We start from the raw sequence: 25,573 nt of genomic DNA on the forward strand, positions 1-25,573 counted from the left end.
GTATCAAGCGTTATCATTTGGATTGTCCTGTTACCAGTAAAGCATCTACGGCATCAGCAGCACGTTCACTGGCATTGCATTTAAGTAGCTGGTGCATTTGCTCGAATCGGGCATTTAACGGCGCAAAATCTTTATTCAACTGATCAATTATCGCATCTGCAATTAATTGAGGTTGGCAATTTGCTTGCATTAACTCAGGTACAATAGTTTCATTTGCCAGTAAATTGGGTAATGAATAATTGCTGATGTTCATCATGCGAATGGCGATGGCATACGTTATCGGGCTAACACGGTAGGAAACCACCATAGGACGCTTAACCAACATCGCCTCTAAAGTGGCAGTGCCAGACGCTAATAAAATACAGTCTGCAGCCGCCATCACTTCACGGGAATGGCCATCAATAAGATGAATTTCTAGATCGGGAGCGTATTGCTTTAATGCTTCAGTAAATTGTTGTTTGCGCGCCTCATTCACTAGAGGCGTCACTAATTTAATATCGGGATAGGCCTGTTTAACCAACACAGCGGCTTTAATAAAAGGCTCGGCAAGCTGTGCTAATTCACCACCGCGAGAACCAGGCAGCACGGCGAGGTATTCTGCCGTTGGGTCAAGGCCTAAATCGAAACGCGCCGCCAACTTATCACTTTGCATTGGGATGTCATCTGCCAAAGTATGGCCGACAAATGTGCAAGGGACTTGGTGTTTATCGTAAAAGGCTTTTTCGAACGGCAATAAAGACAGCACCATATTGGTGGCTTTAGCTATTTTAAAAATGCGTTTTGGACGCCACGCCCATACCGAAGGGCTAACGTAATGCACGGTTTTAATGCCTTTGGCTTTTAATTTAAGCTCAACACCAATATTAAAATCAGGGGCATCAATACCAATAAAACAATCTGGTGATAGCGCAGTAATTTGGTTAATTAAACTTGAACGGATCTTAAGTAAGCGTGGCAAGCGTGACAGCACTTCAACCAGGCTACCATTACGGCTAACTCTTCCATTGAAAATAGACTTTCAAATCCGAGCGCTTGCATACGCGGACCACCAATACCAATGAAACGGGCATCTGGATGACGTTTTTTAAGTGATTTAACTAAGCCAGCACCTAAAATATCGCCGGAGATTTCTCCGGCGACAATGGCAAATATTTTTTGAGATCGTTGAGTCATCGTGTCTTCTATCGAATAATGCCGCGACCAGGATGATTAATAAATTCCATAAAGGCTTTTACATTTTCATCTTTTTCGGCCATCTCACTGACTTCAGCGTTAGCTTCTTCAATGGTTAAGCTTTTACGGAACACTGCTTTATACGCATTTAAAATCGCACGCTGACTTTCTTTACTAAAGCCACGACGTTTTAAGCCCTCAAGGTTTAATCCTCTTGGTGCGGCAGGAGAGCCTGCAGCCATCACAAATGGCGGCACATCTTGTAATATAAGAGAGGCACCCGCTGTGAAGGCATGATGACCAATGCGAACAAACTGATGCACACCTGTCATACCGCCAAGAATGACCCAATCGCCGACATGTACATGGCCAGCAATTGAAGCATTGTTAGCCATAATGACGTTATTACCCACAACACAGTCGTGCGCAATATGCACATAAGCCATAAATAAACAGTTTGAACCAATACGGGTTTCGTGATTGTCTTGTGTTGTGCCACGATGAATGGTCACAGACTCACGTATGATATTATTATCACCGATAATTAAGCGTGTTTGTTCGCCAGCATATTTTTTGTCTTGGCACTCTTCACCGACTGATGCAAATTGAAATATGCGGTTGCCTTTACCAATCACAGTTAGGCCTTTAACAACCACATGAGAGCTTATCCATGTGTCGTCGCCAATTTCAACGTTTTCGCCAATGTAGGTCCAAGGCTCTATCGTTACATTTTGTCCGATTTTGGCTGTTGGGTGAACAAATGCTAATTTATCTATCACTTTTTAATCTCTCTACGTGCACACATAATTTCTGCAGAACAAACCAGTTCCCCATCAACTAATGCTTCACCAATAAATACACCAATGCCACGGCGCTCTTTAATCATTTTGACGTGGAAATGTATTTGATCGCCTGGTTCAACGACACGTTTAAAACGCGCTTTATCGATACCAGCAAAATAGTACAATACGTCAGGAGAAGGCTCTGTACTCATGGTTTTAAACGCGAGTAAGCCTGTTGCTTGAGCCATTGCTTCTAAAATCAATACACCCGGCATTACCGGTTGTATAGGAAAATGGCACTGAAAAAATGGCTCATTAATGGTGACGTTTTTAATCGCATGTAGTTGCTCACCTTTGGTGAAATCAAGCACACGGTCGATTAACAAAAATGGATATCTATGAGGTAGATATTTAAGGATCTCTTTAATATCCATGGTGTTTAATTGGTTTGACACACTACATTCCTTAATCAAGGCAGAATATTAGGTTATTCGTCGCCCTTGGCACTTTTTTCGAGCTGTTTAACTCGGCTAAATAATTCATCTAATTGACGGAAACGCACAGTGTTACGGCGCCAAAGTTTGTTTTCCATTGCAATAGTAGCAGAAGAATACACGCCTTTGTCACGAATAACACTCGTTACATTGGTCCCACCAGAGACATGAACACCGTCAGCAATGGATAAATGCCCAGAAATTGCACAGTTACCACCAATAATACAGTACTTACCAATGGTCGAACTGCCCGCGATAACCGTACCACCAGCAATCGCACTGTTTTGACCAATAATCACATTATGGGCAATTTGAATCTGGTTATCGATAATCACGCCGTCATGAATTTCGGTAGGTGACAACGCACCTCTGTCGATACTTGTGCACGCTCCAATTTCAACATGATTACCCACCCTAACACCGCCGGTTTGAGGGATTTTAATCCAAGTACCGCGCTCATTGGCATAACCAAAACCATCAGAACCAATTACAGTACCAGACTGCACAAGACAGTGTGTCCCCATGTGTACATCATGATAAATGGTAACGTTAGCCCAAAGTCGCGAGCCAGAACCAATAATACTGTCTTGGCCAATAACACAACCGGGCCGACTTGAACATTTTCACCTAAAATAACACCTGCTTCAATGACCGTATTCGCGCCAATAGCAACACCATCGCCAATAATGGCAGAGGGATCAATGTGTGCTGACGGATGAATGCCTAATGCTTGTTTAGGTGTGGTATCGAGCAGTTGTGCCACTCGGGCAAAACTCACATAAGGATCTGCAACAATTAATGCATTACCTTGATAAAATTCAGCTTCTTTTTCGCTCAGCAATACGGCACTAGCTTGAGTTGCCTCAAGTAGTGCACGGTATTTACCATTGGCTAAAAAAGAGAGTTGACCTTCAACCGCATCTTCAAGTGTTGCAACACTGGTAATGACTAATGTTGCATCGCCTTTAATCGTTGCGTTTAATTGCTGGCCAAGCTCTTTTAAAGTCACTTTTTGCATATTACTTACTTGCCTTTGCTTAAGGCTTCAACCACTTTACCGCTGATATCAGCTTCTGGCTTAACAAAAATAACTGCACCACGTTGTAACACTAGGTCGTAATCTTCTTTACCAGCAATGGTATTTATCGCTTGTTGAACTTGAACTAATAGTTTGTTTTGCTCTTCACCTTGACGACGACGCATGTCTTCATCCAGTGCTTTGCCTTTTAATTGGAAATCAGACTTTAATGATTCCATTTTACGTACTAATTCAGTTTTTTGAGTGTCGCTCATTAATGCGCCGTCACGTTGTTGCTTTTCAACTAGCGTACGCATTTCTTCCTGCATTTTTTGAACTTCAGCAACACGATCACCAAATTCAGTTTTTAATGACTTTGCAATTTGCTCGCGCTGTGGCAACTGCTCAAATACTTCACCCATGTCAACCACTGCTATTTTCTCTGCGTGAGCTAGCATAGGTGTAGCAAGAAATGCCAAAGTAACTAGTGCGCGATTTACCATCTTTTTCAAAGTAGACTCCTTTTAAACTTGTTGTTATCAGCAAAACTTGCCGAGTGTATTTGTTTTAGAACGTTTTGCCAATATTGAACGAGAAAATCTCTGTTTCATCGTCTTCATATTCTTTAATTGGCCAGGCTAAACTGAATACCATTGGTCCCATAGGAGACAACCACTGTACGCTCATACCCCATGATGCCCGAATACGTTCAGGGTCGCTATAATCACTTAACTGAGAAAATTGATCCGAAGGTAAATAACGATAGCCATCATAATCAAATTCAGTATCCCACACGTTACCGGCATCGATGAAGAAGCTAGTACGCACCGAGTTGGTATAAGCTTCATCTAAGAATGGCGTTGGGACGATCATCTCAATACTGGCGGTTGCAATTGCGTTACCACCAATAGAGCTACCGTCACTCACATACACTGAGTCTGGGTCGCCTGGTAAGCTACAACCATCCGCTGATGGGTCTGGCGAACAAGATTCACTACCACGGTAGAGATAGAATGAACGTGAATCAACAGAATTAGAGGAGAAGCCACGCAATGAACTTGATCCGCCTGAGTAGTAGTTCTCCCAGAACGGTAAAATTTGATCATTGTCGTTAAAGCTACCATAACCGTTAGCGTAACCTAAATGCGCTCGCGCTAACAAAACAAATCCGTGTTGACGAGTCATCGGGAAATAGAAGTTAGTTTCGAAGTCAGTTTTAAAATATTGTAAATCTGACCCCGGTACCGTCACTTTACCGCTAAAACGTTGTGACGAGCCATCTGTAGGGAACGTACCTCGGTTAAGCGTACTGCGATACCATCCTGCACTTAGCTCAAAGTTATCAAAACTTAAATCAGAATCTACATCATCAGTTTCACGGTAAATATTATAAAAACGCACCGCTTGCTCATAAGATGAGATTTCAGAAATGGTGTTATGACGATAACCAATACCACCATTTAAACGGTTAGATTCGTTTACTGGGAAGCCTGAAGTCAATGCAACACCATAAGATTTGTTCTTATAACGCTCAAGGTTAGCTTCGTTAGCATCAAACTCGTTCCAATAAATGCTTCCGCCTAAACTGACGCCGTCTTTGGTAAAATACGGGTCGGTATAAGACAAGGTCGCACTTTTTGAATATTTGTTGGTGTTAATGCTCACACCGGCTTGGTTACCGGTACCAAGGAAGTTATTTTGCTCAACGCCAAACTGTAAGCTAACGCCTGACTCTGTACCGTAACCGACACCAGCATTGAACGAACCAGATGGTTGCTCTTTAACGGTAACCGCAACATCGACCAGATCGTCACTGCCAGGGACTTGAATTGTTTCGGTTTCAACCGTTTCAAAGTAACCTAAACGGTTAAGACGAGTTTTAGATTGTTCAATTTGCGCTGAGTTTAACCAAGCCCCTTCCATTTGGCGTAATTCGCGACGCATCACTTCATCTTTAGTTACGGTATTACCGGTAAAGTTGATAGAGCGAACATAAACACGTTTACCAGGATTAACATTGATGTTGAGAACAACTTCTTTGTTTTCATCATCAATTTCTGGATAGGTTTTAACTTCTGGGTAAGCGTAACCAAAACGGCCAAGGTATTTACTGTACATTTCTTCGGTGAATGTCACATCTGCACCGTTGTACATATTGCCCGGTTTAATTGGCAAAATCGATTTCATTAACTCTTCACGTGCCATAAGGTCGCCTACTAAGTTAACGTCTTTAACCTTGTATTTTTCGCCTTCACTAACGTTGATTGTGATATACAAACCTTTACGGTCTGGGGTCATCGCAACCTGAGTAGACGACACTTCAAAGCGAATATAGCCTTGGTTGTGGTAATAAGTCTTAATAGTTTCTAAGTCGGCTTGTAGTTTTTGCTTTTGATAGCGACGCTCGCCGAACAAATCCCACCATGCAACAAAGTCTTTAAGCTCAAGCATGCTAATCAGCTCTGAGTCAGAAAAGACAGTGTTACCAACTACGTTAATTTGACGAATCTCTGCCGCTAGACCTTCTGTAAACTTAAATTTAAGTTCAACTCGGTTACGCGGTAAGTTAATGATTTGCGCCTCAACTTTAGCGCCATACTTACCCACACCGTAATAGAAATCTTGCAGGCCTTTTTCAATGCCGGACAACATCGTTCTATCTAACGACTCACCTGATTTAACACCAGAACCATCAAGACTCTCTTGTAGCTGTTCGTCTTTAATGTCTTTGTTGCCTTCAAACGAGATAATACTGATGGTTGGACGTTCTTTGACGTTCACATACAAAATGCCATTTTCATGGCTAATGCTGATGTTTTCAAAGTTGGTCGAACCATACAGGCTCTTAATGGCTTGCTGTAATTTAACTTCATCTATTGTGTCACCTACTTTCACAGGCAAACTTAATAGCGCTGCACCGAGAGCAACTCGTTGCAAACCTTCTACTTGAATGTCGGTCACTTCAAAAGGTTGGAAAGACTCTGCCCAACCATTCCCTGAAAAAGACGCGCCGACGAATAACATCGAGGCAAAAATTTTATTCAATCTCATAGAGCACTTCTAATTATTTGTCTGTCCTTGCTCAGAGTCGGGCAAAATCGTTGAATAAGGCTACGCCCATCAACATTAGCAGCAAAGCTGCGCCAAACCTGAAACCTATTTCCTGTACCTTTTCCGGTACAGGCTTACCAGTAATCACTTCTACAAAGTAATACAGCAAGTGTCCACCATCGAGCACTGGCAAAGGCATTAAATTAATAATGCCTAAGTTAACGCTGATGAGCGCGATAAACCCAAGAAAATACACTAACCCGTAACTTGCACTGGCGCCTGCGCCTTGTGCAATCGAGATAGGATCGCTTAGATTTTTCACCGACACATCGCCGGTAAATAACTTTCCAATCATCTTGAAGCTGACCACAACGAGTTGCCACGTTTTGTCTGCTGCCGCGATGAGCGAATCTACTATGCCATACTCAAGTTCAAAGCGCATATTATCTGGCCATGGTGCTTGAGTTGGGCTTATGCCAACAATACCAATGGTTTGCCCATCTGCGTTTTGTTGTGCTTTAGGTGTCACATCGACATGGATAACTTGTCCATCACGTATCAATGTCATGTTGATTGTTTGGTTTGCCGATGTTTGTACCACATCAACAAAAGCATTCCAATCACTGTAAGGATTACCGTTAATACTGGTTAAGGTGTCGCCCACCTGTAAACCCGCTTGCTCTGCAGCACTGTCAGCACTGACAACGGCAATGGTGGGGTCAATACCTGGGCGGAAAATATTTAAACCTAACGAGGTGATAGGTGACGTTTTTTCTGGGTCAAACACCCATTCACTTGTATCTAACGTGACTGTCTTTGTCGGCATATCCATGCCCGACAAGGTCGCTAGCGGGGCGATGGTTAAATCAAGACTACTGTCTCCAATGTGCCCGACTAAAGCCAGGTTCACTTCTTCCCAAGTGCGAACATTTTGACCTGACACAGCAATAATCTGTTGTGGTTCGACCACATTGATGATGCCTGCTGGACTGTCTAATTTGGTGCTATCGATAACCGGTTTAAGTGACGGGGTGCCAATGATGTACATAATGTACAAAGCAACAATGGCAAAAATAAAGTTCGCAATGGAGCCTGCAGATACAATGGCAATACGTTGCCATACCGTTTTACGGTTAAAAGCCTGGTCAACTAATTCAACAGGCACATCTTCAACCCGCTCATCGAGCATTTTAACGTAACCACCGAGTGGGATCATTGCAACCACATACTCGGTACCGTCTTGGCCTACTTTACGCCAAATGGCTTTACCAAACCCAATAGAGAAACGTTCCACTTTGACGCCACAACGACGAGCAACCCAGAAATGGCCGTATTCATGGGCAGTAATTAAAATACCCAATGCAACGATAAATGAACCAAGGCTCCACAAAAAATCTATCATTATTTCCCTGAATTAATTAAGTGTTTTAATTACTGACTTCGCGGTTACACGCGCCTGCTCATCGAGCTGTAAAATATCTTCAATGCTGGCTAATCTAGTTTGTTGTACCGAATCTAAACAGCGATGATTAACATCCGCTATATCAGTAAAGCGTATCTGACCTTTTAAAAATGCATCAACAGCAATTTCATTGGCTGCGTTCAGCACTGTCGTGGCTTCTTGGCCTTGTTTACAAGCTTGCATCGCTAATTGTAAACATGGAAAGCGGCTAAAGTCAGGTTCACAAAAGCTTAATTGTCCGACTTTGAAAAAGTCTAAAGGTTCAACACCAGCATGAATTCTTTGCGGATAGCTCATACAATGAGCAATTGGTGTGCGCATATCTGGGTTTCCCATTTGTGCGACAACCGAACCATCTCGATACTGCACCATGGAATGGATCACGCTTTGTGGATGTATCACCACTTTTAGCTGTTCTTCTTGAGTATTAAACAGCCAACGAGCCTCAATAAACTCTAAGCCTTTATTCATCATAGTGGCAGAATCTACTGAGATTTTAGGCCCCATAGACCAATTAGGATGATTACAGGCTTGAGCCGGTGTCATGGCACTTAAGGTGCTTAGGTCGGTTTGTAAAAACGGACCGCCTGAACCGGTCAATAAGATATGTGAAATGCCATGTTGACCAAGGTCGCAGTAGCCAAGTTGCCCCTGAACTTGCAGGGGTAAACATTGAAAAATCGCATTATGCTCGCTATCAACAGGTAGCACGGTAGCACCTGAGATTTTTGCTGTGTTCATAAACAACTCGCCAGACATCACAAGCGCTTCTTTATTGGCCAACAACACACGTTTACCCGCCTTTACGGCATCAAACGTAGGCACTAGACCTGCTGCACCAACAATGGCAGCCATGACCGTATCGGTGCGACTATCAGTCACTAGTGCATTAAGCGCCTGTGCGCCTGTCGTTACCTCGGTAATGCAACTGATTGGGAGCTGCGCTTTAAGCTGCTTAGCGGCGTGCTCATTAACCATATGCGCATATTGTGGTTGGTGTTGTAAACACAGTGCAAGCATCTTATCGACACTGGCATTGGCCACTAAAGCGTAAACATTAAATTCAGTCGGGTTGTTCGCTATCACACTGAGCGTACTTGCCCCTATGGAGCCTGTCGCTCCTAATATCACCATATTTTGCATTGGCATTACATCCACATTGCAATATAGATAAAGGTAAACACGGGAAAGGCCGCCGTTAAGCTGTCGATGCGATCTAAAATACCACCGTGGCCAGGTAAAATGGTGCCTGAATCTTTAATATTGGCTGCACGTTTAAACATGCTTTCAGATAAGTCACCAAAGGCAGAGGCCAATGCAGTGACTAACGTCACAGCAACCAATAATCCAAGCTCTTGCTCAGGTGCAACATACATAACGCCAGCAACCACAACCATGGTAGTGATCAACCCGCCAGCGAGACCTTCTAAGGTTTTAGCTGGGCTAACGCTTGGCATCAATTTGTGTTTACCTAGCGTGCGGTCTCGCAAAATATGCACCAGTATCGGTAGCCCATACCACTAGCATTACTAAAAACACTAATGCGCCACCATAGTATGGATCGACATTGCTGCTTAACGATTTGAGTGCGATTAGCGAGGCAAAACATGGCACTAATGTTAGCTGTCCAAACATAGACTTTAACATTGGGCTGGTTTTCCAAAATTTGGCACTTTTAGGGAAGCTGAATACCAGCACTGAACTAACAAGCCACCAAAACACACCAATGGTGATGATTGCAAGGTACATTGGATGTAATTGACCTTTAAACCACAACACATCAACTGGTACCGTTAAATTAAGCGCTATAAGCAAAAAGCCTAAGGTGGCCGTAAAAGACCATTGAGTCGCATTGCATTGAGGGTCAATAAAACTGCCCCACTCTTTTGCTGCAATTAAAAACACTGGTACTAAAACCCAAGCAAAGTAATTTGCTGGTAGTAAAAATATCGCCCCGAGTACAATTGGGATTAACCACAATGCTGTTATTATTCGTTGTTTTAGCAAAAACTAATCCTCTTAAATTTTATATTGCGCGTATTTCTTCGATTTGACTCCCTGTCAAACCAAAACGGCGCTGCCGACTAGCAAAAATGACAAGTGCATCGCGAAATGCTTGTTCATCAAAGTCAGGCCACAGGGTGTCAGTAAACACCAATTCGGCATAGGCGGCCTGCCACAAAACAAAGTTACTAATGCGGTAATCACCGCCTGTACGGATCATTAAATCAACTTCGCTCTGATTTTGCATGCATAAATGTTCATTTAGTGCATCTTCAGTCATCTGACTGCTGCTGATTTCACCAGTTGCGACTTTTTCGGCTAATTTTTGTGCCGCTTGTAAAATATCCCAGCGTCCACCGTAGTTAGCTGCCACGTTCAGTATTAAGCCAGTGTTGCCTGCCGTTTTTTCTTGTGCGGCGGCAATTTGCTTTTGCAAACGCGGTGAAAAACGGCTGATGTCGCCAATAATATTGAGCTTGACTTGGTTTTTATCAAGTAATTTCAATTCGCGCTGCAATACCGTAAAAAACAACTCCATTAATAAGCTGACTTCTTTGTCTGGACGACGCCAATTTTCACTCGAAAAAGCAAACAGCGTTAATGATTGAATCCCTAACTGGCTGGCAGTGCTCACTGCACGACGTACCGCTTTAACACCGGCTTTATGGCCAAACACTCGGGCTTTTCCCTGCAGTTGGTCCAGCGGCCATTACCATCCATAATAATCGCAACATGCTTAGGTAGAGATTGTTTTACAACATCAGATAATTGTCCCGGCAGCAATTGCGAAGCGACTAACTCCGGATCTGCATTTGGATCTGATTCAAACTCAACTGTAGATGACATCTACGGCAATCCTTTATAAAAACAAACGCCGTGTAGTATACCCTTACACGGCGTGTTAACTCTAGCGTCTGTGTCGAGAGATTATACTTCCATCAACTCTTTTTCTTTCGCCGCTAAAATAGTATCGATATTTTTGATGTAAGAATCAGTGTGTTTTTGCACTTCGTCTTCACTGCGGCGCACATCATCTTCAGTACATTCTTTGGCTTTTTCAAGCTTCTTAACTTCGCTGATTACATCACGACGTACGTTACGGATAGCAATACGGCCATTTTCAGCTTCGTTTTTAACCACTTTGATAAAGTCTTTACGACGCTCTTCTGTCAATGCTGGTAACGGAATACGTAACGTTGCCCCTGCTGTCATAGGGTTTAAGCCTAAATCAGAGCTCATGATGGCTTTTTCTACTGCTTGAACCATAGTACGGTCAAACACCGTGACGGTTAATGTACGTGAGTCTTCAACACCGACGTTACCGACCTGGTTGAGTGGTGCCATAGAACCGTAATAAGAAACTTGAATAGAGTCTAATAAACTTGGGTGAGCGCGACCAGTACGAACTTTAGCCATTTGGTTTTTAGTCGCATCAACGCATTTACCCATGCGCTCTTGGGCATCTAACATAATAGTATCAATCACAATAATTTCCTTTTTGTCACAAATTCATGTGTGCTTGAGCTTTGGTCTAAGAATGACACAAGCAATAAAACAGCTCAAACAGTTAATTTACACTTTGATAAGAATAAATATTATTTGGTATAACTATTTTTTACTTCTGTGATTAAGCAGGTTTTTTACTGCTAATAACAGTGCCTTCATCTTCACCCATAATCACACGGCGAAGTGCGCCAGGCTTGTTCATATTGAACACTAAAATTGGCATCTCATGATCACGCGCCATGGTAAATGCGGCAAGATCCATTACTTTTAATTCTGATTCAAGGACTTCGGCATAGCTTAACGTGTCATATTTAACTGCTTCAGGGTTTTTCATTGGGTCAGCAGAGTATACACCATCTACTTTAGTCCCTTTTAATACCACTTCAGCTTCAATTTCAATTCCGCGTAAACACGCTGCAGAATCGGTCGTGCAAAAAGGATTACCAGTACCAGCAGCAAAAATCACTACACGGCCTGATTTTAATAAGCTAATCGCTTCAGCCCAGTTGTAGTCGTCACACACGCCTTTTAACGGAATGGCAGACATTAGGCGAGCATTAACATATGCACGGTGCAAGGCATCACGCATGGCTAAGCCATTCATTACCGTTGCCAACATACCCATGTGATCGCCCACCACGCGGTTCATACCAGCTTTTGCTAAGCCTTCACCACGAAACAGATTACCACCACCAATGACCACACCAACTTGAATGCCGAGTTCAACAAGCTCTTTTACTTCTTGTGCCATACGATCAAGTACTTTTGGGTCAATGCCGAAGCCTTCTTCGCCCATTAATGCTTCACCGCTTAATTTAAGCAGAATACGTCTAAACGCTGGTTTTGGATTGGTGCTCATAATTTTCGTCCTGATTATAACAAGACCGCAGCGGTTGCTGCGGTCTTAGGGTACTTAGAGAAAAAGCGATTACGCTTTTTTAGTTGCAGCGATTTGAGCAGCTACTTCAGCAGCAAAATCTTCTTCTTTCTTCTCAATACCTTCACCAACTTCTAAACGAATGAAGTTAGTTACTGTTGCTTTTTTCTCTTTAAGAATTTCGCCAACAGTTTTCTTAGGTTCCATGATGAAAGCTTGACCAGTAAGAGAGATCTCACCAGTAAACTTCTTCATACGACCAGAAACCATCTTCTCAGCGATTTCTTGTGGCTTACCTTCGTTCATTGCGATTTCTACTTGTAGAGCTCGTTCTCTTTCAACAAGATCTGCAGGTACATCTTCAGGATTAACGAATTCAGGCTTAGAAGCAGCAACGTGCATAGCGATATGCTTTAACGTTTCTTCATCAGCTTCACCAGTAACAACAACACCAATACGGTCGCCGTGACGGTATGAAGATAAGTTTGCGCCATCGATGTATTCAACGCGACGAACGTTGATGTTTTCACCGATTTTAGCCACTAAAGCAACACGAGTTTCTTCAAACTGTGCTTTAAGATCTTCGATAGTCACTTTAGATGCAGCAGCAACGTCTAACACTGCGTTTGCGAAACCTAGGAAGTTTGAATCTTTAGCAACGAAGTCAGTTTGGCAGTTAACTTCTAAAAGTGCAGCGAAACCGTCGCCGTTCTTGATTAGAATAGTACCGTCAGCAGCGATGTTACCCGCTTTTTTAGCCGCTTTTGCAGCGCCGCTCTTACGCATGTTATCAATTGCTAATTCGATGTCACCGTTAGTTTCAGTCAGTGCATTCTTACAGTCCATCATGCCAGCGCCAGTGCGGTCACGAAGTTCTTTAACTTGGGCAGCAGTAATTGCCATTGTTAAATCCTCTAATTTAATTCGTCTAATTATGCATTTATAAAACAGGTGCAAAGGCCCTCGTTCACCAATTATGTTATTGGCAAATAAGGGAGATGCTAAGCATCACGCCTTATTAAACAGCTTCTACGAAACCGTCTTGCTCAGCTTGAACAGCTAAATCTTGACCACGGCCAGAGTTGGCAGCAGCAGCAACAGATGAAGTGTACAAACGAATAGCACGCATCGCGTCGTCGTTACCAGGAACGATGTAGTTAACACCGTCTGGGGCAGAGTTAGTATCAACAACTGCAACAACTGGGATACCTAGGTTGTTTGCTTCTTTAATAGCGATATGCTCGTGGTCAGCACCGATAACGAATAATACGTCAGGTAAGCCGCCCATGTTTTTAATTCCGCCTAAAGACTTTTCTAACTTGTCTAATTCGCGTGAACGCATTAGCGCTTCTTTCTTAGTAAGCTTGTCGAAAGTACCGTCTACAGACTGGCTTTCTAGCTCTTTAAGACGCTTGATTGACTGACGAACAGTTTTCCAGTTTGTTAACATACCGCCTAACCAGCGGTGATCAACATAGTACTGGTCACAAGAAATTGCAGATTCTTTGATAGCTTCGCCAGCAGCGCGCTTAGTACCTACGAATAATACTTTACCTTTCTTAGAAGCAACGTTGCTAATGAAAGCTAAAGCTTCGTTGAACATTGGTACAGTGTGCTCAAGGTTGATGATGTGTACACCGTTACGAGCGCCGAAGATGAAAGGCTTCATCTTTGGGTTCCAGTAACGTGTTTGGTGACCGAAGTGAACACCAGCTTGTAGCATGTCGCGCATTGAAACAGTAGTCATTGTATATACCTTAATGTAAGGGGTTAGACCTCCACGCATCCCATGTTTTCGACCCTCTTATTACCGTTGTAATAAAAAAGCACCCCGAAAAATGTGTCGATACGTGTGTGATTTAGTATTTAAGTTAATTGCCATGTATAATGACCGCCATATTTTACGGTTTGCCGAACTCTTTGTGATGTTTTGTTTAAAATGCCTATAAATAAGCGTTTAATGACATACAACGACATCGAGCTAACTCGAACCGTACAACAACGATCTTATACACAACGGCGCGCTTTATACCATAATCGGCAGCGAATTACAAATTTTTGCCGTAAAATCCTTGGGTAAAACAAGCCAATTTTGACCGCCAAATGATAGAGAGTTTTCATGAGTATTGTGATTAAAAATGCAGACGAAATAGCAAAAATGCGTGCAGCAGGAAAACTGGCTGCGCAAGTATTAGAAATGGTTGCACCTTTTGTAAAAGCTGGCGCGACCACGGACGAGCTTAACGAGATTTGTGCAAAGTATACCGAAGAGCAAGGCGCAATTTCAGCACCGCTCAATTACCATGGTTTTCCAAAATCAATTTGCACCTCTGTTAATGAAGTCGTTTGCCATGGCATTCCATCTGGATACGTTTTAAAAGAAGGTGATATGCTCAACATTGATATTACTGTCATTAAAGACGGTTATCATGGTGATACGTCTAAAATGTTTTTAATCGGTGAAGTGTCTGCAAAAGACAAACGCTTAAGCCGAATTGCCCAGGAAAGCTTATATTTAGCGATTCGTAAGGTTCGACCTGGTTTAAAATTAGGCGAAATTGGTACGACCATCGAAAAATTCATCAAGGCAAGCAAAACAGGGCTTGATAAGTACTCCATCGTGCAAGATTATTGTGGTCATGGTATTGGTTCTGGTTTTCATGAAGAGCCTCAAGTTGTACATTACAAAAACAATGACAAAACCGTGCTTAAACCTGGCATGTGTTTTACTATTGAGCCAATGATTAACGCGGGTCGCCATACCACAATTTTAGACAAAAGCGATAATTGGACTGTCACCACATCTGATGGTAAAAACTCAGCTCAGTGGGAGCATACATTACTGGTTACCGAAACCGGTGTAGAAGTATTAACTTTACGCGAAGAAGAAGACTTCCCTCGTATTATTAATCACTAACAGAAAGAGTAAGGATATCAATGAAAACTGCGCTGGCCGCCAAAAATGCATTAATAGACTTAAACCAGCGCTTAGTTGAGCAATACACAGCAAAACACCCTATTGCTGATATTGTTAAGCATCGCAGTCAATTTGTTGATTCTTTATTAACCCAAGCATGGCAAGAGTTCGCCTTAAATACTGGCGATCTTGCTTTGATTGCGGTTGGCGGTTACGGCCGCGGTGAATTACATCCTCATTCAGATATCGATTTATTGTTTTTAGTCAACGATGAACCGTTATCTGCCGAATTAGAAAGCCAATTAAGTCAGTTTATTACTTATCTTTGGGACACTGGACTTGAAATTGGCCACAGTGTTCGTACGCTTAGCCAAACCATTGAACAAGGCAAAGCTGACATCACCATTGCCACTAACTTAATTGAAGCAAGGCTATTAAGTGGTAGCGAACAGTTGTTCGATTTACTTTATGACAACATCCGCCAGCACGACTTTTGGCCTTCTTGTGAGTTTTATAATGCCAAAAGAGATGAACAAATATCTCGGCACAGCAAAGCCAGCGCCTTTGATTTAGAACCCAATATTAAAACCTGTCCTGGTGGGCTACGAGACATTCAAACCGTGGCATGGGTAGCCATGCGCCACTTTGATGCCGCCACCTTAGAAGAACTGGTCGAGTATGATTTTCTTGCCCCCGCTGAATTAGAAGAATTGCTTGAATGTCAAAACTTTTTGTGGGAAATCCGTTTTGCGCTGCACATCACCGCAAATCGCAATGAAAACCGGCTGCTGTTCGATTTACAACGTCAAATAGCCAGTTTACTTGGTTATGAAGACGCAACACAGCTCGCTGTTGAGCAAATGATGAAACGCTACTATCGCACGGTTCGCCGCGTGATGGAGCTTAATCAAATGCTGCTGCAATTATTTAAACGCGCCACACTTGGTCATACGCAAGCATTAGAAATTCAGCCAATCAACGAACAATTCCAACGCCGTGGTCGTTACATTGAAGTTTTAGACGATGAGTTATTTACTCGCGCTAATGAAGAGATTTTACGTTTGTTTTTAATGATAGCGAAAAACTCTAACATTCAAGATATTTACGCCCCAACCTTACGTCTACTGCGAAACGCACGTCGTGGCTTAACCGCTCCCTTGCAAGATAATCCCGCTTGTCGCAAAGTGCTTATGGAAATTTTAAAGCATCCTAGAGGCATTGAAGCATTATCATTTATGCACAAACACGGTATTTTATCGTCATATTTACCCGCCTGGCGTAAAATTGAAGGTCAAATGCAGTTTGACCTATTCCATGCGTATACCGTCGATGAGCATACTCATAGGTTATTGCTTAATATTGAACGTTTTTCACAGGCGGAACAAAAAGATGAGTTTCCTCTTGGGGCGATTTTAATTAACCAATTGCCTAAAAAAGGCTTATTGGTGCTTGGGGCAATATTTCATGATATTGCAAAAGGTCGTGGTGGCGACCACAGTAAGCTGGGTTCAAAAGATGCCATCGACTTTTGTAAATTGCATGGCATGAACGATCATGACGGACGCCTGGTTGCATGGTTAGTTGAAAATCATCTAGTGATGTCAGTCACCGCTCAGCGCCGTGATATTTCAGATCCTGACGTAGTAGCTGAATTTGCCGATAAAGTCTACGACACCGTTCATTTAAGTTATTTGTATTGCCTTACCGTTGCCGATATCTGTGCCACCAATGAAAAAACCTGGAACAACTGGAAAGCCTCACTACTGCGTGATTTATATTTTTCGACACAGCGCGTTTTAGCCCGTGGCAAAGAAAAACCTGTCGACGTAAAAGCGCGGGTAAGCGAAATTCAAGCTAAGGCTAAAAAAGAACTGATCCGCCGCGGCTTAAAAGAAAAAGACATGGACTTATTGTGGTCGCGTTTTAAAACAGATTATTTTTTACGCCATCAACCCAATCAAGTGGCTTGGCACGCCGAAGCGATTTTAAAGCATAACCGCGACGAGCCATTAGTATTAATGTCTAAGCACACGACTCGAGGCGGCACAGAGCTGTTTATTTACAGTAAAGATAAACCTAAGCTGTTTGCCACGGTAATGACCGTATTAGACAATAAAAACATCAATGTTCATGACGCCAACATCATGACCTCAAAAGATGACTACGTACTCGATACCTTTGTCATTTTAGAACAAGATGGCGAGCCGATTATTCAGTTATCGCGGATCCAAAGTATACGTAAAGCGCTCGAAAAAGCCTTAGCCAGCGAAAATCCAAAACTGCCAAAGTTCAGAAAACTGGCGCGGATCATGAAACCTTTTAATGTTGCGACTCATGTGAGTTTCTTACCGAGTGCCCGTCATGGTACAAGTATGATGGAATTAATCACCCTCGATACGCCTGGCCTACTCGCCAAAGTCGGTGACACATTTTATCGTTGTGGTGTGACATTGTTGGCGGCAAAAATCACCACTATCGGTGAGCGCGCAGAGGATTTCTTTATATTGCAAAACCAAAGCGGCGCGGCTTTAGACGAGCCACAGCAGCAACAATTATCAGAAGCCTTAAAATTGGCACTGAAATCATCTAACTAATTTTTTAAACTCAATGTTTATGCTAATTTTGAGCTAATCATTACCTACTGGGAGAAAACAATGGAGGCTTTACGCCAACGCATTGAAGCAGCATTCGAAACGCGCCAAGACATTTCACCAACAAGTGTCGATGCAAGTGTACGTGCTGATGTTGAAACTGTCATCAACATGCTAGACAAAGGCGAAGCACGCGTTGCTGAAAAAATTGACGGTGAATGGCATGTTCACCAATGGCTTAAAAAAGCAGTGTTACTGTCGTTCCGTATTTTCGACAACGGTGTGATTGACGGTGGCGACACTAAATATTTCGACAAAGTACCGCAAAAATTTGCTGACTATGAAGAAGCACGCTTTAAAGCTGAAGGTATCCGAGTTGTGCCACCAGCGACCGTACGTAAAGGCTCATTTATCGGTAAAAACACCGTATTAATGCCATCTTATGTAAACTTGGGCGCTTACGTTGACGAAGGCACCATGGTTGATACATGGGCAACTGTTGGCTCATGTGCACAAATCGGTAAAAACGTTCACTTATCTGGCGGTGTCGGTATTGGTGGCGTATTAGAGCCACTACAAGCTGGTCCTACTATCATTGAAGACAACTGCTTCATTGGCGCGCGCAGCGAGATCGTTGAAGGCGTTGTTGTTGAAGAAGGCAGCGTGATCTCAATGGGCGTTTACATTGGCCAAAGCACACGTATTTTTGACCGTGAGAACCGGTGAAGTACATTACGGTCGTGTACCAGCAGGTTCCGTTGTTGTGTCTGGTAACTTGCCATCAGCTTGCGGTAAATACAGCTTGTATGCTGCGATTATCGTTAAGAAAGTAGACGCTAAAACTCGCGGTAAAGTGGGTATTAATGAACTACTGCGCATTGTTGATTAATCATCGTACTCGATGCATTCATTAACATAAAAAAGGCGCTGATATGCGCCTTTTTAGTTAACCTGATGTAATGGTTATTGCTTTAAAATTGCATTGGCCAGTAATTGCCAGGTTAACATGCCCAATACTTGTTCTTTGTCATTTTGAACTAGCAAGTAGTTGGCATTGGTTTTATCTAGGGCGATTTTGGCATCATTTAAAATAGTGTGACCGTTAATTAAATCCATTTTATGGGTCATAATTTGATGCGCACGTTTATTTAATAAACTTCTATCGGCCGCCCGCTCTGCTGCAGTATCAATAAATGGGCTGTGCCAAAATGCTAACGTTTGGGTATCAATAATCCCAATGGGTTTACGTTCTTGCTCAGATAATACCACGGCAACGTCCAATTTAGCCTTTTTCATCATGGCTTCAGCATGCTCTAAGGTATGGTACTCCTCTAAGAATACCACTGGAATTAATGATAAGCTTGAAACATATTCTTCTTCTTTAAAATCTTCAACAGCCAAAATCTCTAAACAGGTATCAACCACATCGGCATCTAAACGTATCCCTCGACCTTTCATTAACTCAGCGATTAACGCATCCATTCCCAATGATGGACGGTATGGACGATGACTTAAAATAGAGTCTGCAATATCTGCAACGGCAATGATTTTAGCCTCTAATATGATGTCTTTACCTTTAAGACCTTTAGGGTAACCAGAACCGTCTAAACGCTCATGATGCTGTAAAATCATTTCTTTAATTGGCCAAGGAAACTCGACCTCATCGACAATCATGGCACCTTGCTCAGGATGCTGTTTCACTAACTCAAATTCAGCATCAGTTAATCGGGAAGGTTTAGCCAAAATTTGGCTCGGCAATGCCAGTTTGCCGATATCGTGAATTAACGCGCCTAATTTAAGCCCTTCTAGGCGCTCAGGCGACAAGCCCATTTTCTCACCCATTAAATAACTTAACTGTGCAACAGACTTTTGATGGCCTGCGGTATACGCATCTTTGAGCTCTAGGGCTTCAGATATTGCGCCAATCAATTGCACTAAAATCAAGGTCATTCTCTCTTTTTGCGCCTTGATAATACCAGATTGATGTGACACCGCTTTCATGGTTCTTGGCAGCTCAACACTATGCCATAAAATGGTAGCAAAAATACTTAACGATTTAGCATCTACCTGGGTATAAGGCTTATCTCTGTTACCTACGCCAATAATACCCACTAATTTTTTACGATAGTGAATAGGAATACATAAATGATTTTTAAAGGCAAAGTAGCCATCTTTTTGACTCTTGCCTTCAATAACTGTAGTTAAATCATTATGAATAACCGCTTTACGGGTTTTAATTGTTTCCGCCCAGATACCAGAATCGGCTTTATAGGTTTGTGTTTTCGGGATAGAAAAGTAATCACCAACTTCTTTGTTCCATGCGGTTTGAAGGATTTGATTCGATTTTTCATTAAAAATATGGACATAACCTACTTTTGAATGTGTTAACGATAATCCTTGATTAATTGCAGTGACAAAAACTAAGTCACCACTAGCATTAATGACTTGTTCTATTTGATCTAGCCACTCATCACTTGACTGGATAGCTTGATGATAATCAGGATGAAGTTCATTTAGCCAAGCTTGATCAAGTTCGATTTCAATAATGCTAAGGCACCAATGTTCGACACTCTCAGTTAAAGGAGTAAACCGTGCTTGTAATGCATGGCCTTTGTCATCAACAAAGTTAATCACATGAGGAGTGTCGCGAAGGGTAAAATCAATGTCGTCGAGTGTTAAGGTTGGGAACGAAATAGACAGCGGTTGTTTTAAAATCGCCGAAATCGGTTTTTTAATTAGGGTGTACAAGGGTTCGCTTAGCTTAATTAACTCAAGCCGATTGTTTACAATGCCCCAACTCAGTTTTGCACTTTTGGGTACTTCAGATGGTTTTAAGAAAAAATCAGCTTTTTGTAGCATCAACGACCCTATAAAAATTAAAATTTATCCACTATCAAATGACATAAAACATGAATAACCTAGTACTAACAATCCGTTGATTTTTGGTTGGACACCAATCTGATTTAGTATCTAATCCATTTAGTGCGTTTCAAGTTAGCTATTCACGCTGCATACAACATAACGCTATATTTGAATCACTACTCACTTGCGGGTTTAATGGCATTATTCTGTACTTGAGCCTTTGCCTAGGGTCTGTTGATCTTTCAAGGTTGTTTTTGCAGCGAATTGTTGGCCATTACTCACATATATAACTGCGCGGCAGAGACTTTGAAGTGTAGTTATTCTACATAAAAAGTCGATAACGCAGTAAAAATGGCCAACAAACGCTGCCCAAAGGGTTCGGCTAAAAACGTTTTACTCTTTGTTGAATGATTCTTTGCAAATAAAGAGTTGCTTAGATGACTAGGCATCAATCCATTCGCCTCGATTAAAACGTTTTTAACTCGAACAAAATTCAAACAGCAAAGATCAACAGACCCCAGGCACATTATAGTAAAATAGTGGGCAAGCTAGTATGAATCGCTTACCCAAACATCGTGAAACAATTTCTTACCACTACAACTATCAATGTGATAACAATAACACAATAATTTATATCGGCCACAATACGGCATAACTTAAACTCAAATTTCCATAAACTGAGTTAAGTTAATCACTACATAACGATTAAAACACCACCGTTTTGTTACCGTAAACCACAACTTGCTCATTAAGTACCAGTTGTAATGCTTTACTCAGTACACTTTTTTCAACATCACGGCCGTTATGCGCCAATTCTTCTGCACTGTAACTGTGATTCACTGAAATAACATCTTGCTTAATAATCGGACCTTCGTCGAGGTGATTATTTACAAAATGCGCTGTGGCTCCAATAATTTTAACGCCACGATCCCACGCTTGCTTATACGGTGATGCGCCGATAAAAGCCGGTAGGAATGAATGATGGATATTGATGATTTTATCCGCAAACGCTGAAACAAATTCTGGTGTGAGTACTCGCATGTATTTCGCTAATACTACAAAGTCAGGATTATATGGTTGGATCACTTTAAGCATCGCTTGTTCATGCTCTTGACGATTTAACCCTTCATGACTGACATAATGAAACGGAATATCAAATTTTTCTGTTAATGGTTGCAATACATCGTAATTACCAACGACTGCGGCAATCTCAACATCTAAACCACCATAATAAGATTTCATTAAAATATCGCCCAAACAATGGGCTTCTTTGGTCACCATAATGACAATGCGCTTGGTGCACATATCCACAAGTCTCATGTGATTTTGAGCAGGAAGCACTTCACGCAATTCGTTTAATAGACGCTCATCGTCAAACTGCCCTTCAAGTTCTGCGCGCATAAAAAATCGACCTTGAGCATGATCGACAAACTCGGTGTTTTTAATAATATTAAGATGGTTAGCGAAACACACGCTGGTAATTTTTGCGATTAATCCTTTCGCATCGGCACAATCAGTAATTAATACTTTGCGCTGTAATTCCGTTGGACTGCTGTTACTTGGCTGATGACTCACGCTTACGACTCCTGTTAAATGGCTACAATACCAATCGTTTTGCCAGTTTGCCACTGAAAACCGCTCTTAGGGGAGTTTTTTTGATGATAAATGCTCATAAACACAAATTAATTTGTTTGTGCATCGATTACTTAAAAATAATGAGCAATTGGTTAACTTGAAGTCATTCGGTTTAGCGTCGTGAATCTAAATATTTTTGCAGCAATTTACGTAACGATTCAGCCTTAGTGCCATAAACCACCTGTACACCTTTGCCCATCACGACGACCCCTTTGGCACCAAGACGCATTAACCGTGCTTTATCAATTAAATTGGCTTGATTTACACTAATGCGTAAACGCGTTAAGCAGGCATTGATTTCAACAATATTATCGCGACCACCGAGCGCTGAAATCATTGCAAGTAAGCTTTCTTTAGGTTCTGATTCCTGGTCGGTTAGATCTAATCTTCCGGGGGTTTTTAAGTTAAAGGCTAAAATACTGGCGCGAAATAAAGCGTAGTAAATAATGGCGGTAACCGGCTCCAAGTAGCCAAATCCAGTACGTATTAGCTGAGCGCGAAAACAGCAAACTAAAGTCCACTAAACCGTGGGAAAATACGATGCTGTGGTGCACTTCTAATAAAATACACACACTGTAAGCCACACCGGTTAATAAGGCATGAACAAAAAACAGTAACGGTGCAATAAACATAAAAGCAAATTCAATTGGCTCGGTTACCCCTGTTAACCAACTTGCTGTAGCCGCTGAAAGCATAATACCTGCCACACGGTTACGCTCTGATTTGTCAGCACAGCGCCAAATAGCCAATGCAGCGGCGGGTAAACCCCACATTTTAATTAAATAACCACCGGCTAAATTACCCGCTAGCGGATCGCCCGCCAGATAACGAGCCACCTCACCTCTCACTACAGTGCCTTGATTAATGTATTGGCCAACTTCAAGGTAAAATGGAGCATTCCAAATATGGTGAAGTCCTAACGGAATTAAGAGACGCTCAACGGTGCCATAAACACCAAAAGCAATTGCGGGATCTTGATATACCGACCAATCAGATAAATGCTCGATCACTAATGATAAAGGCGGCCAAACATGACTGAGCACATAGGCTAATATCATCGACAATGGAATAACAATAATAGGCGCGCTTCGTCTGCCTTCAAAAAATGAAAAAATGGCGGGTAATTTAACATGATAGCTAATCTTCACTGCGAGGCAGGTAATGGCCCCCACCAGCATGCCACCAGCAATGCCAGTATCAATGGTTTGCATTCCCCACAGTGGCCGTGACACTAAACCATAAATGTCGGTCAGCGCCCCCATGGTTGATAAGAATACGCCAAAACCAAACACCGCAGAAAATGCAGCAATCCCTTGATCACGACAAAACCCAATTGCAACCGCCACACTAAATAGCAGAGGCATCATGGTAAAAACCAAATTACCTACGGCCGATAATACAATATTGAGTTCATTAGGAATAAAAGGTAACGGGTTAACCGTGAGGCCGAGCATGACCCCTGCGGCAGGTAATATCGCAATAGGGATTAGCAGCGCTTGACTTAAGCGCTGGGCAAATTTAAACCATTGTTGCGAAAAAAAACTTACGCTTCGTTGGCCGATGTGGCGGCGTGTTGCCAACTGCTTATCCATGTTTCAGCTTCAATTTCGGGTTCCATTGTTTCACAAGCATCTATTTCAAGTGTTTCGGTGAGCTGCTTGGCACCTAGCTCTGTTAACAGTTCATCAAACTGTTTGATTGCGCCACAGAATGTGTCGTAACTAGAGTCGCCTAAACCAATTAAGCTGTATTGTAATGCAGGTAAATAAGGTGCATTCGATTTGAGTTCGTTAAACCAAGGTGCAATATCCTCAGGAATGTCACCTTGCCCTGTGGTAGAACATACCACGATTAACAATTCATCTTGTGGCGGCACAAATCCCGATAACTCATTAGGTTGCAGAAGTTTAGTGGCAAATCCTAATTTTGCAATGACCTTTTCAATGGTTTCCGCGGTATATTGGGCACTACCATAAACAGTACCAAAAACAATATTGACCTTTTTCATGGTATACTATTCCCTTAAATAAAATTCGATATAAAATGCGTTGAGTCTGAATAACTTACTTTATTCGTTAAGCTTCTCGCAAGTGCCTTTTATAACGTATGTAAAATATATAGAGCAATGATAGATACGCTCTAAGTAAACAAAGACATTACGGAAGCAGTAGCATGCGACAAGTCAGCAGAAAGCGAAAACTCAAACTCCAGCATAAATTCGCGCACATTCGCCGTAATTATTATTTTCATGCAGAGCAGCAAGACCACGAACTTTTACCCCCCATTGCAGAGTTCGAAAAACTTAAAAAGGCTCTATCTGATCACATGGAATAACGCTGGCTTGCCATTACAGCTTAATATAGTGCGTTATTTGTTTGCCTTAACTCAGTAACATACTCGGCATTGATGATAATTGATCATCATCCCAACCAAATGCGTCAAACACAGTTAACCACTCTGTTTCTAATTCCGTTTCAATATGCATGGATTGTTGGGTCACCGGGTGGACAAATTGCAAACTTTTGGCAATTAACCACAAACGGTTGATGTTAAAATGCTCTCTAAAAACTTATTTTGTTTACCATCACCATGGGTAGTATCACCCACAATTGGGTGACGAAGATGCGCCATATGACGACGTAATTGATGCTTTCGTCCTGTATGCGGGCTTAAACGCACTAATGCATATCGACTACTTGGATATCGACCTGAACTAAATGGGATTTCAGTGTTTAATAGTGGCTGAAAATCTGTGACCGCATCTTGTGCGGCTTTGTTAGGGTCAACGTGTTTATCGCCAATATCATCAAATTCTTGCTTGAGTGCGTAATCTAAGGTGCCAGACTCATGCATATTACCGCGCACAATTGCCAAATATTGTTTGTTAATGCTGTGATCGGCAAACTGTTCGCACAACTGGCGTGCTACATCACTGGATTTAGCAAATAACAATACCCCCGATGTGGGTCGGTCTAAACGATGAACAGGAAATACATGACAACCGACCAAATCACGTGTCATTTGCATGGCAAAAAAGCGTTCTTTACGCGCCAAATAACTGCGATGAACCAACAATCCTGCAGGTTTGTGTATCGCCACGATGTGTTCATCTTCATATAAGATTTCAATCATTGGCGGCTGTTCATCAGGCTCTATTGCAACATCTGTGCTCGTTAAAGGTGCAGCCTCTTCAACAAACTC

15 protein-coding genes and 7 pseudogenes are annotated in these 25,573 nt (G+C 42.1%); 3 read left to right on the top strand and 19 right to left on the bottom strand.

Annotation, left to right across the window (positions count from 1 at the left end):
* Window positions 1-13: 13 nt before the first annotated feature.
* The 14 genes and pseudogenes from lpxB to rpsB form a co-directional block, all read right to left on the bottom strand.
* A pseudogene (gene lpxB, locus N4T56_RS12435) lies at window positions 14-1,173 on the bottom strand (lipid-A-disaccharide synthase).
* An 8-nt stretch (window positions 1,174-1,181) separates the two neighbouring features.
* Window positions 1,182-1,952, bottom strand: a complete 771-nt coding sequence (lpxA, locus tag N4T56_RS12440) for an acyl-ACP--UDP-N-acetylglucosamine O-acyltransferase (protein WP_261733450.1) — start codon at window positions 1,950-1,952, stop codon at window positions 1,182-1,184.
* Window positions 1,949-2,410 (bottom strand): 3-hydroxyacyl-ACP dehydratase FabZ, encoded by a 462-nt coding sequence (fabZ, locus tag N4T56_RS12445; protein ID WP_261733451.1) that lies wholly within the window; start codon window positions 2,408-2,410, stop codon window positions 1,949-1,951. Before fabZ ends, lpxA begins: the two co-directional genes overlap by 4 nt.
* A gap of 32 nt (window positions 2,411-2,442) precedes the next feature.
* Window positions 2,443-3,467: pseudogene (lpxD, locus tag N4T56_RS12450) on the bottom strand (UDP-3-O-(3-hydroxymyristoyl)glucosamine N-acyltransferase).
* A gap of 5 nt (window positions 3,468-3,472) precedes the next feature.
* Window positions 3,473-3,970: an OmpH family outer membrane protein gene (locus N4T56_RS12455; RefSeq protein ID WP_188922154.1), complete on the bottom strand. Its 498-nt coding sequence runs from the start codon at window positions 3,968-3,970 to the stop codon at window positions 3,473-3,475.
* Window positions 3,971-4,034: 64 nt separating this feature from the next.
* Window positions 4,035-6,518 (bottom strand): outer membrane protein assembly factor BamA, encoded by a 2,484-nt coding sequence (bamA, locus tag N4T56_RS12460; RefSeq protein WP_261733452.1) that lies wholly within the window; start codon window positions 6,516-6,518, stop codon window positions 4,035-4,037.
* A 31-nt stretch (window positions 6,519-6,549) separates the two neighbouring features.
* Window positions 6,550-7,920 (bottom strand): sigma E protease regulator RseP, encoded by a 1,371-nt coding sequence (gene rseP / locus N4T56_RS12465; protein WP_261733453.1) that lies wholly within the window; start codon window positions 7,918-7,920, stop codon window positions 6,550-6,552.
* 12 nt (window positions 7,921-7,932) lie between these two features.
* Window positions 7,933-9,123, bottom strand: a complete 1,191-nt coding sequence (gene ispC, locus N4T56_RS12470; RefSeq protein ID WP_261734819.1) for a 1-deoxy-D-xylulose-5-phosphate reductoisomerase — start codon at window positions 9,121-9,123, stop codon at window positions 7,933-7,935.
* A gap of 5 nt (window positions 9,124-9,128) precedes the next feature.
* A pseudogene (locus N4T56_RS12475) lies at window positions 9,129-9,987 on the bottom strand (phosphatidate cytidylyltransferase).
* Between the two features lie 19 nt (window positions 9,988-10,006).
* Window positions 10,007-10,830 (bottom strand): annotated as a pseudogene (gene uppS / locus N4T56_RS12480) (polyprenyl diphosphate synthase).
* Window positions 10,831-10,911: 81 nt separating this feature from the next.
* Window positions 10,912-11,454 carry a ribosome recycling factor gene (frr, locus tag N4T56_RS12485; RefSeq protein ID WP_390904119.1) on the bottom strand — a complete coding sequence of 181 codons (543 nt, stop codon included), beginning with the start codon at window positions 11,452-11,454 and terminating at the stop codon, window positions 10,912-10,914.
* Window positions 11,455-11,611: 157 nt separating this feature from the next.
* Window positions 11,612-12,349: a UMP kinase gene (gene pyrH, locus N4T56_RS12490; protein WP_261733455.1), complete on the bottom strand. Its 738-nt coding sequence runs from the start codon at window positions 12,347-12,349 to the stop codon at window positions 11,612-11,614.
* Window positions 12,350-12,418: 69 nt separating this feature from the next.
* Window positions 12,419-13,270: a translation elongation factor Ts gene (gene tsf / locus N4T56_RS12495; RefSeq protein WP_261733456.1), complete on the bottom strand. Its 852-nt coding sequence runs from the start codon at window positions 13,268-13,270 to the stop codon at window positions 12,419-12,421.
* 115 nt (window positions 13,271-13,385) lie between these two features.
* Complete coding sequence (rpsB, locus tag N4T56_RS12500; protein ID WP_188922121.1) at window positions 13,386-14,114, bottom strand: 30S ribosomal protein S2; 729 nt, start codon at window positions 14,112-14,114, stop codon at window positions 13,386-13,388.
* 372 nt (window positions 14,115-14,486) lie between these two features.
* On the opposite strand from rpsB, the gene map reads away from it, so the two are divergent.
* The 3 genes and pseudogenes from map to dapD all read left to right on the top strand — a co-directional run bounded on the left by map (window position 14,487) and on the right by dapD (window position 18,764).
* Window positions 14,487-15,284 (top strand): type I methionyl aminopeptidase, encoded by a 798-nt coding sequence (map, locus tag N4T56_RS12505; RefSeq protein ID WP_261733457.1) that lies wholly within the window; start codon window positions 14,487-14,489, stop codon window positions 15,282-15,284.
* Between the two features lie 20 nt (window positions 15,285-15,304).
* Entirely contained in the window at window positions 15,305-17,878 is a 2,574-nt protein-coding gene (gene glnD / locus N4T56_RS12510; RefSeq protein ID WP_261733458.1) for a bifunctional uridylyltransferase/uridylyl-removing protein GlnD, read from the top strand.
* A gap of 60 nt (window positions 17,879-17,938) precedes the next feature.
* A pseudogene (dapD, locus tag N4T56_RS12515) lies at window positions 17,939-18,764 on the top strand (2,3,4,5-tetrahydropyridine-2,6-dicarboxylate N-succinyltransferase).
* Window positions 18,765-18,838: 74 nt separating this feature from the next.
* On the opposite strand, the gene N4T56_RS12520 reads toward dapD, so the two are convergent.
* From N4T56_RS12520 to truC, 5 genes and pseudogenes are all read right to left on the bottom strand, one after another.
* Window positions 18,839-20,734 carry an HD domain-containing phosphohydrolase gene (locus N4T56_RS12520; RefSeq protein WP_261733459.1) on the bottom strand — a complete coding sequence of 632 codons (1,896 nt, stop codon included), beginning with the start codon at window positions 20,732-20,734 and terminating at the stop codon, window positions 18,839-18,841.
* A 708-nt stretch (window positions 20,735-21,442) separates the two neighbouring features.
* Complete coding sequence (gene purU, locus N4T56_RS12525) at window positions 21,443-22,312, bottom strand: formyltetrahydrofolate deformylase (protein ID WP_261733460.1); 870 nt, start codon at window positions 22,310-22,312, stop codon at window positions 21,443-21,445.
* Between the two features lie 172 nt (window positions 22,313-22,484).
* Window positions 22,485-23,964, bottom strand: a pseudogene (locus tag N4T56_RS12530) (PTS transporter subunit EIIC).
* Window positions 23,916-24,380, bottom strand: coding sequence for a flavodoxin (locus N4T56_RS12535; protein WP_261733461.1), 465 nt, complete (start codon window positions 24,378-24,380; stop codon window positions 23,916-23,918). The pseudogene N4T56_RS12530 and the gene N4T56_RS12535 overlap by 49 nt, the downstream one beginning before the upstream one ends.
* Window positions 24,381-24,752: 372 nt before the next feature.
* Window positions 24,753-25,504 (bottom strand): annotated as a pseudogene (gene truC, locus N4T56_RS12540) (tRNA pseudouridine(65) synthase TruC).
* Between the last annotated feature and the right edge of the window lie 69 nt (window positions 25,505-25,573).

It is taken from the genome of Shewanella phaeophyticola, from assembly GCF_025398315.1.
Taxonomy (GTDB): domain Bacteria; phylum Pseudomonadota; class Gammaproteobacteria; order Enterobacterales; family Shewanellaceae; genus Shewanella; species Shewanella phaeophyticola.

Bases quoted from the DNA above. Each gene is read 5' to 3' on its own strand.
- rseP (WP_261733453.1), bottom strand. From the start codon at position 7,920: ATGATAGATTTTTTGTGGAGCCTTGGTTCATTTATCGTTGCATTGGGT.
- tsf (WP_261733456.1), bottom strand. From the start codon at position 13,270: ATGGCAATTACTGCTGCCCAAGTTAAAGAACTTCGTGACCGCACTGGC.
- bamA (WP_261733452.1), bottom strand. From the start codon at position 6,518: ATGAGATTGAATAAAATTTTTGCCTCGATGTTATTCGTCGGCGCGTCT.
- N4T56_RS12535 (WP_261733461.1), bottom strand. From the start codon at position 24,380: ATGAAAAAGGTCAATATTGTTTTTGGTACTGTTTATGGTAGTGCCCAA.
- N4T56_RS12520 (WP_261733459.1), bottom strand. From the start codon at position 20,734: ATGCTACAAAAAGCTGATTTTTTCTTAAAACCATCTGAAGTACCCAAA.
- ispC (WP_261734819.1), bottom strand. From the start codon at position 9,123: ATGCAAAATATGGTGATATTAGGAGCGACAGGCTCCATAGGGGCAAGT.
- N4T56_RS12455 (WP_188922154.1), bottom strand. From the start codon at position 3,970: ATGGTAAATCGCGCACTAGTTACTTTGGCATTTCTTGCTACACCTATG.
- frr (WP_390904119.1), bottom strand. From the start codon at position 11,454: ATGTTAGATGCCCAAGAGCGCATGGGTAAATGCGTTGATGCGACTAAA.
- pyrH (WP_261733455.1), bottom strand. From the start codon at position 12,349: ATGAGCACCAATCCAAAACCAGCGTTTAGACGTATTCTGCTTAAATTA.
- rpsB (WP_188922121.1), bottom strand. From the start codon at position 14,114: ATGACTACTGTTTCAATGCGCGACATGCTACAAGCTGGTGTTCACTTC.
- glnD (WP_261733458.1), top strand. From the start codon at position 15,305: ATGAAAACTGCGCTGGCCGCCAAAAATGCATTAATAGACTTAAACCAG.
- map (WP_261733457.1), top strand. From the start codon at position 14,487: ATGAGTATTGTGATTAAAAATGCAGACGAAATAGCAAAAATGCGTGCA.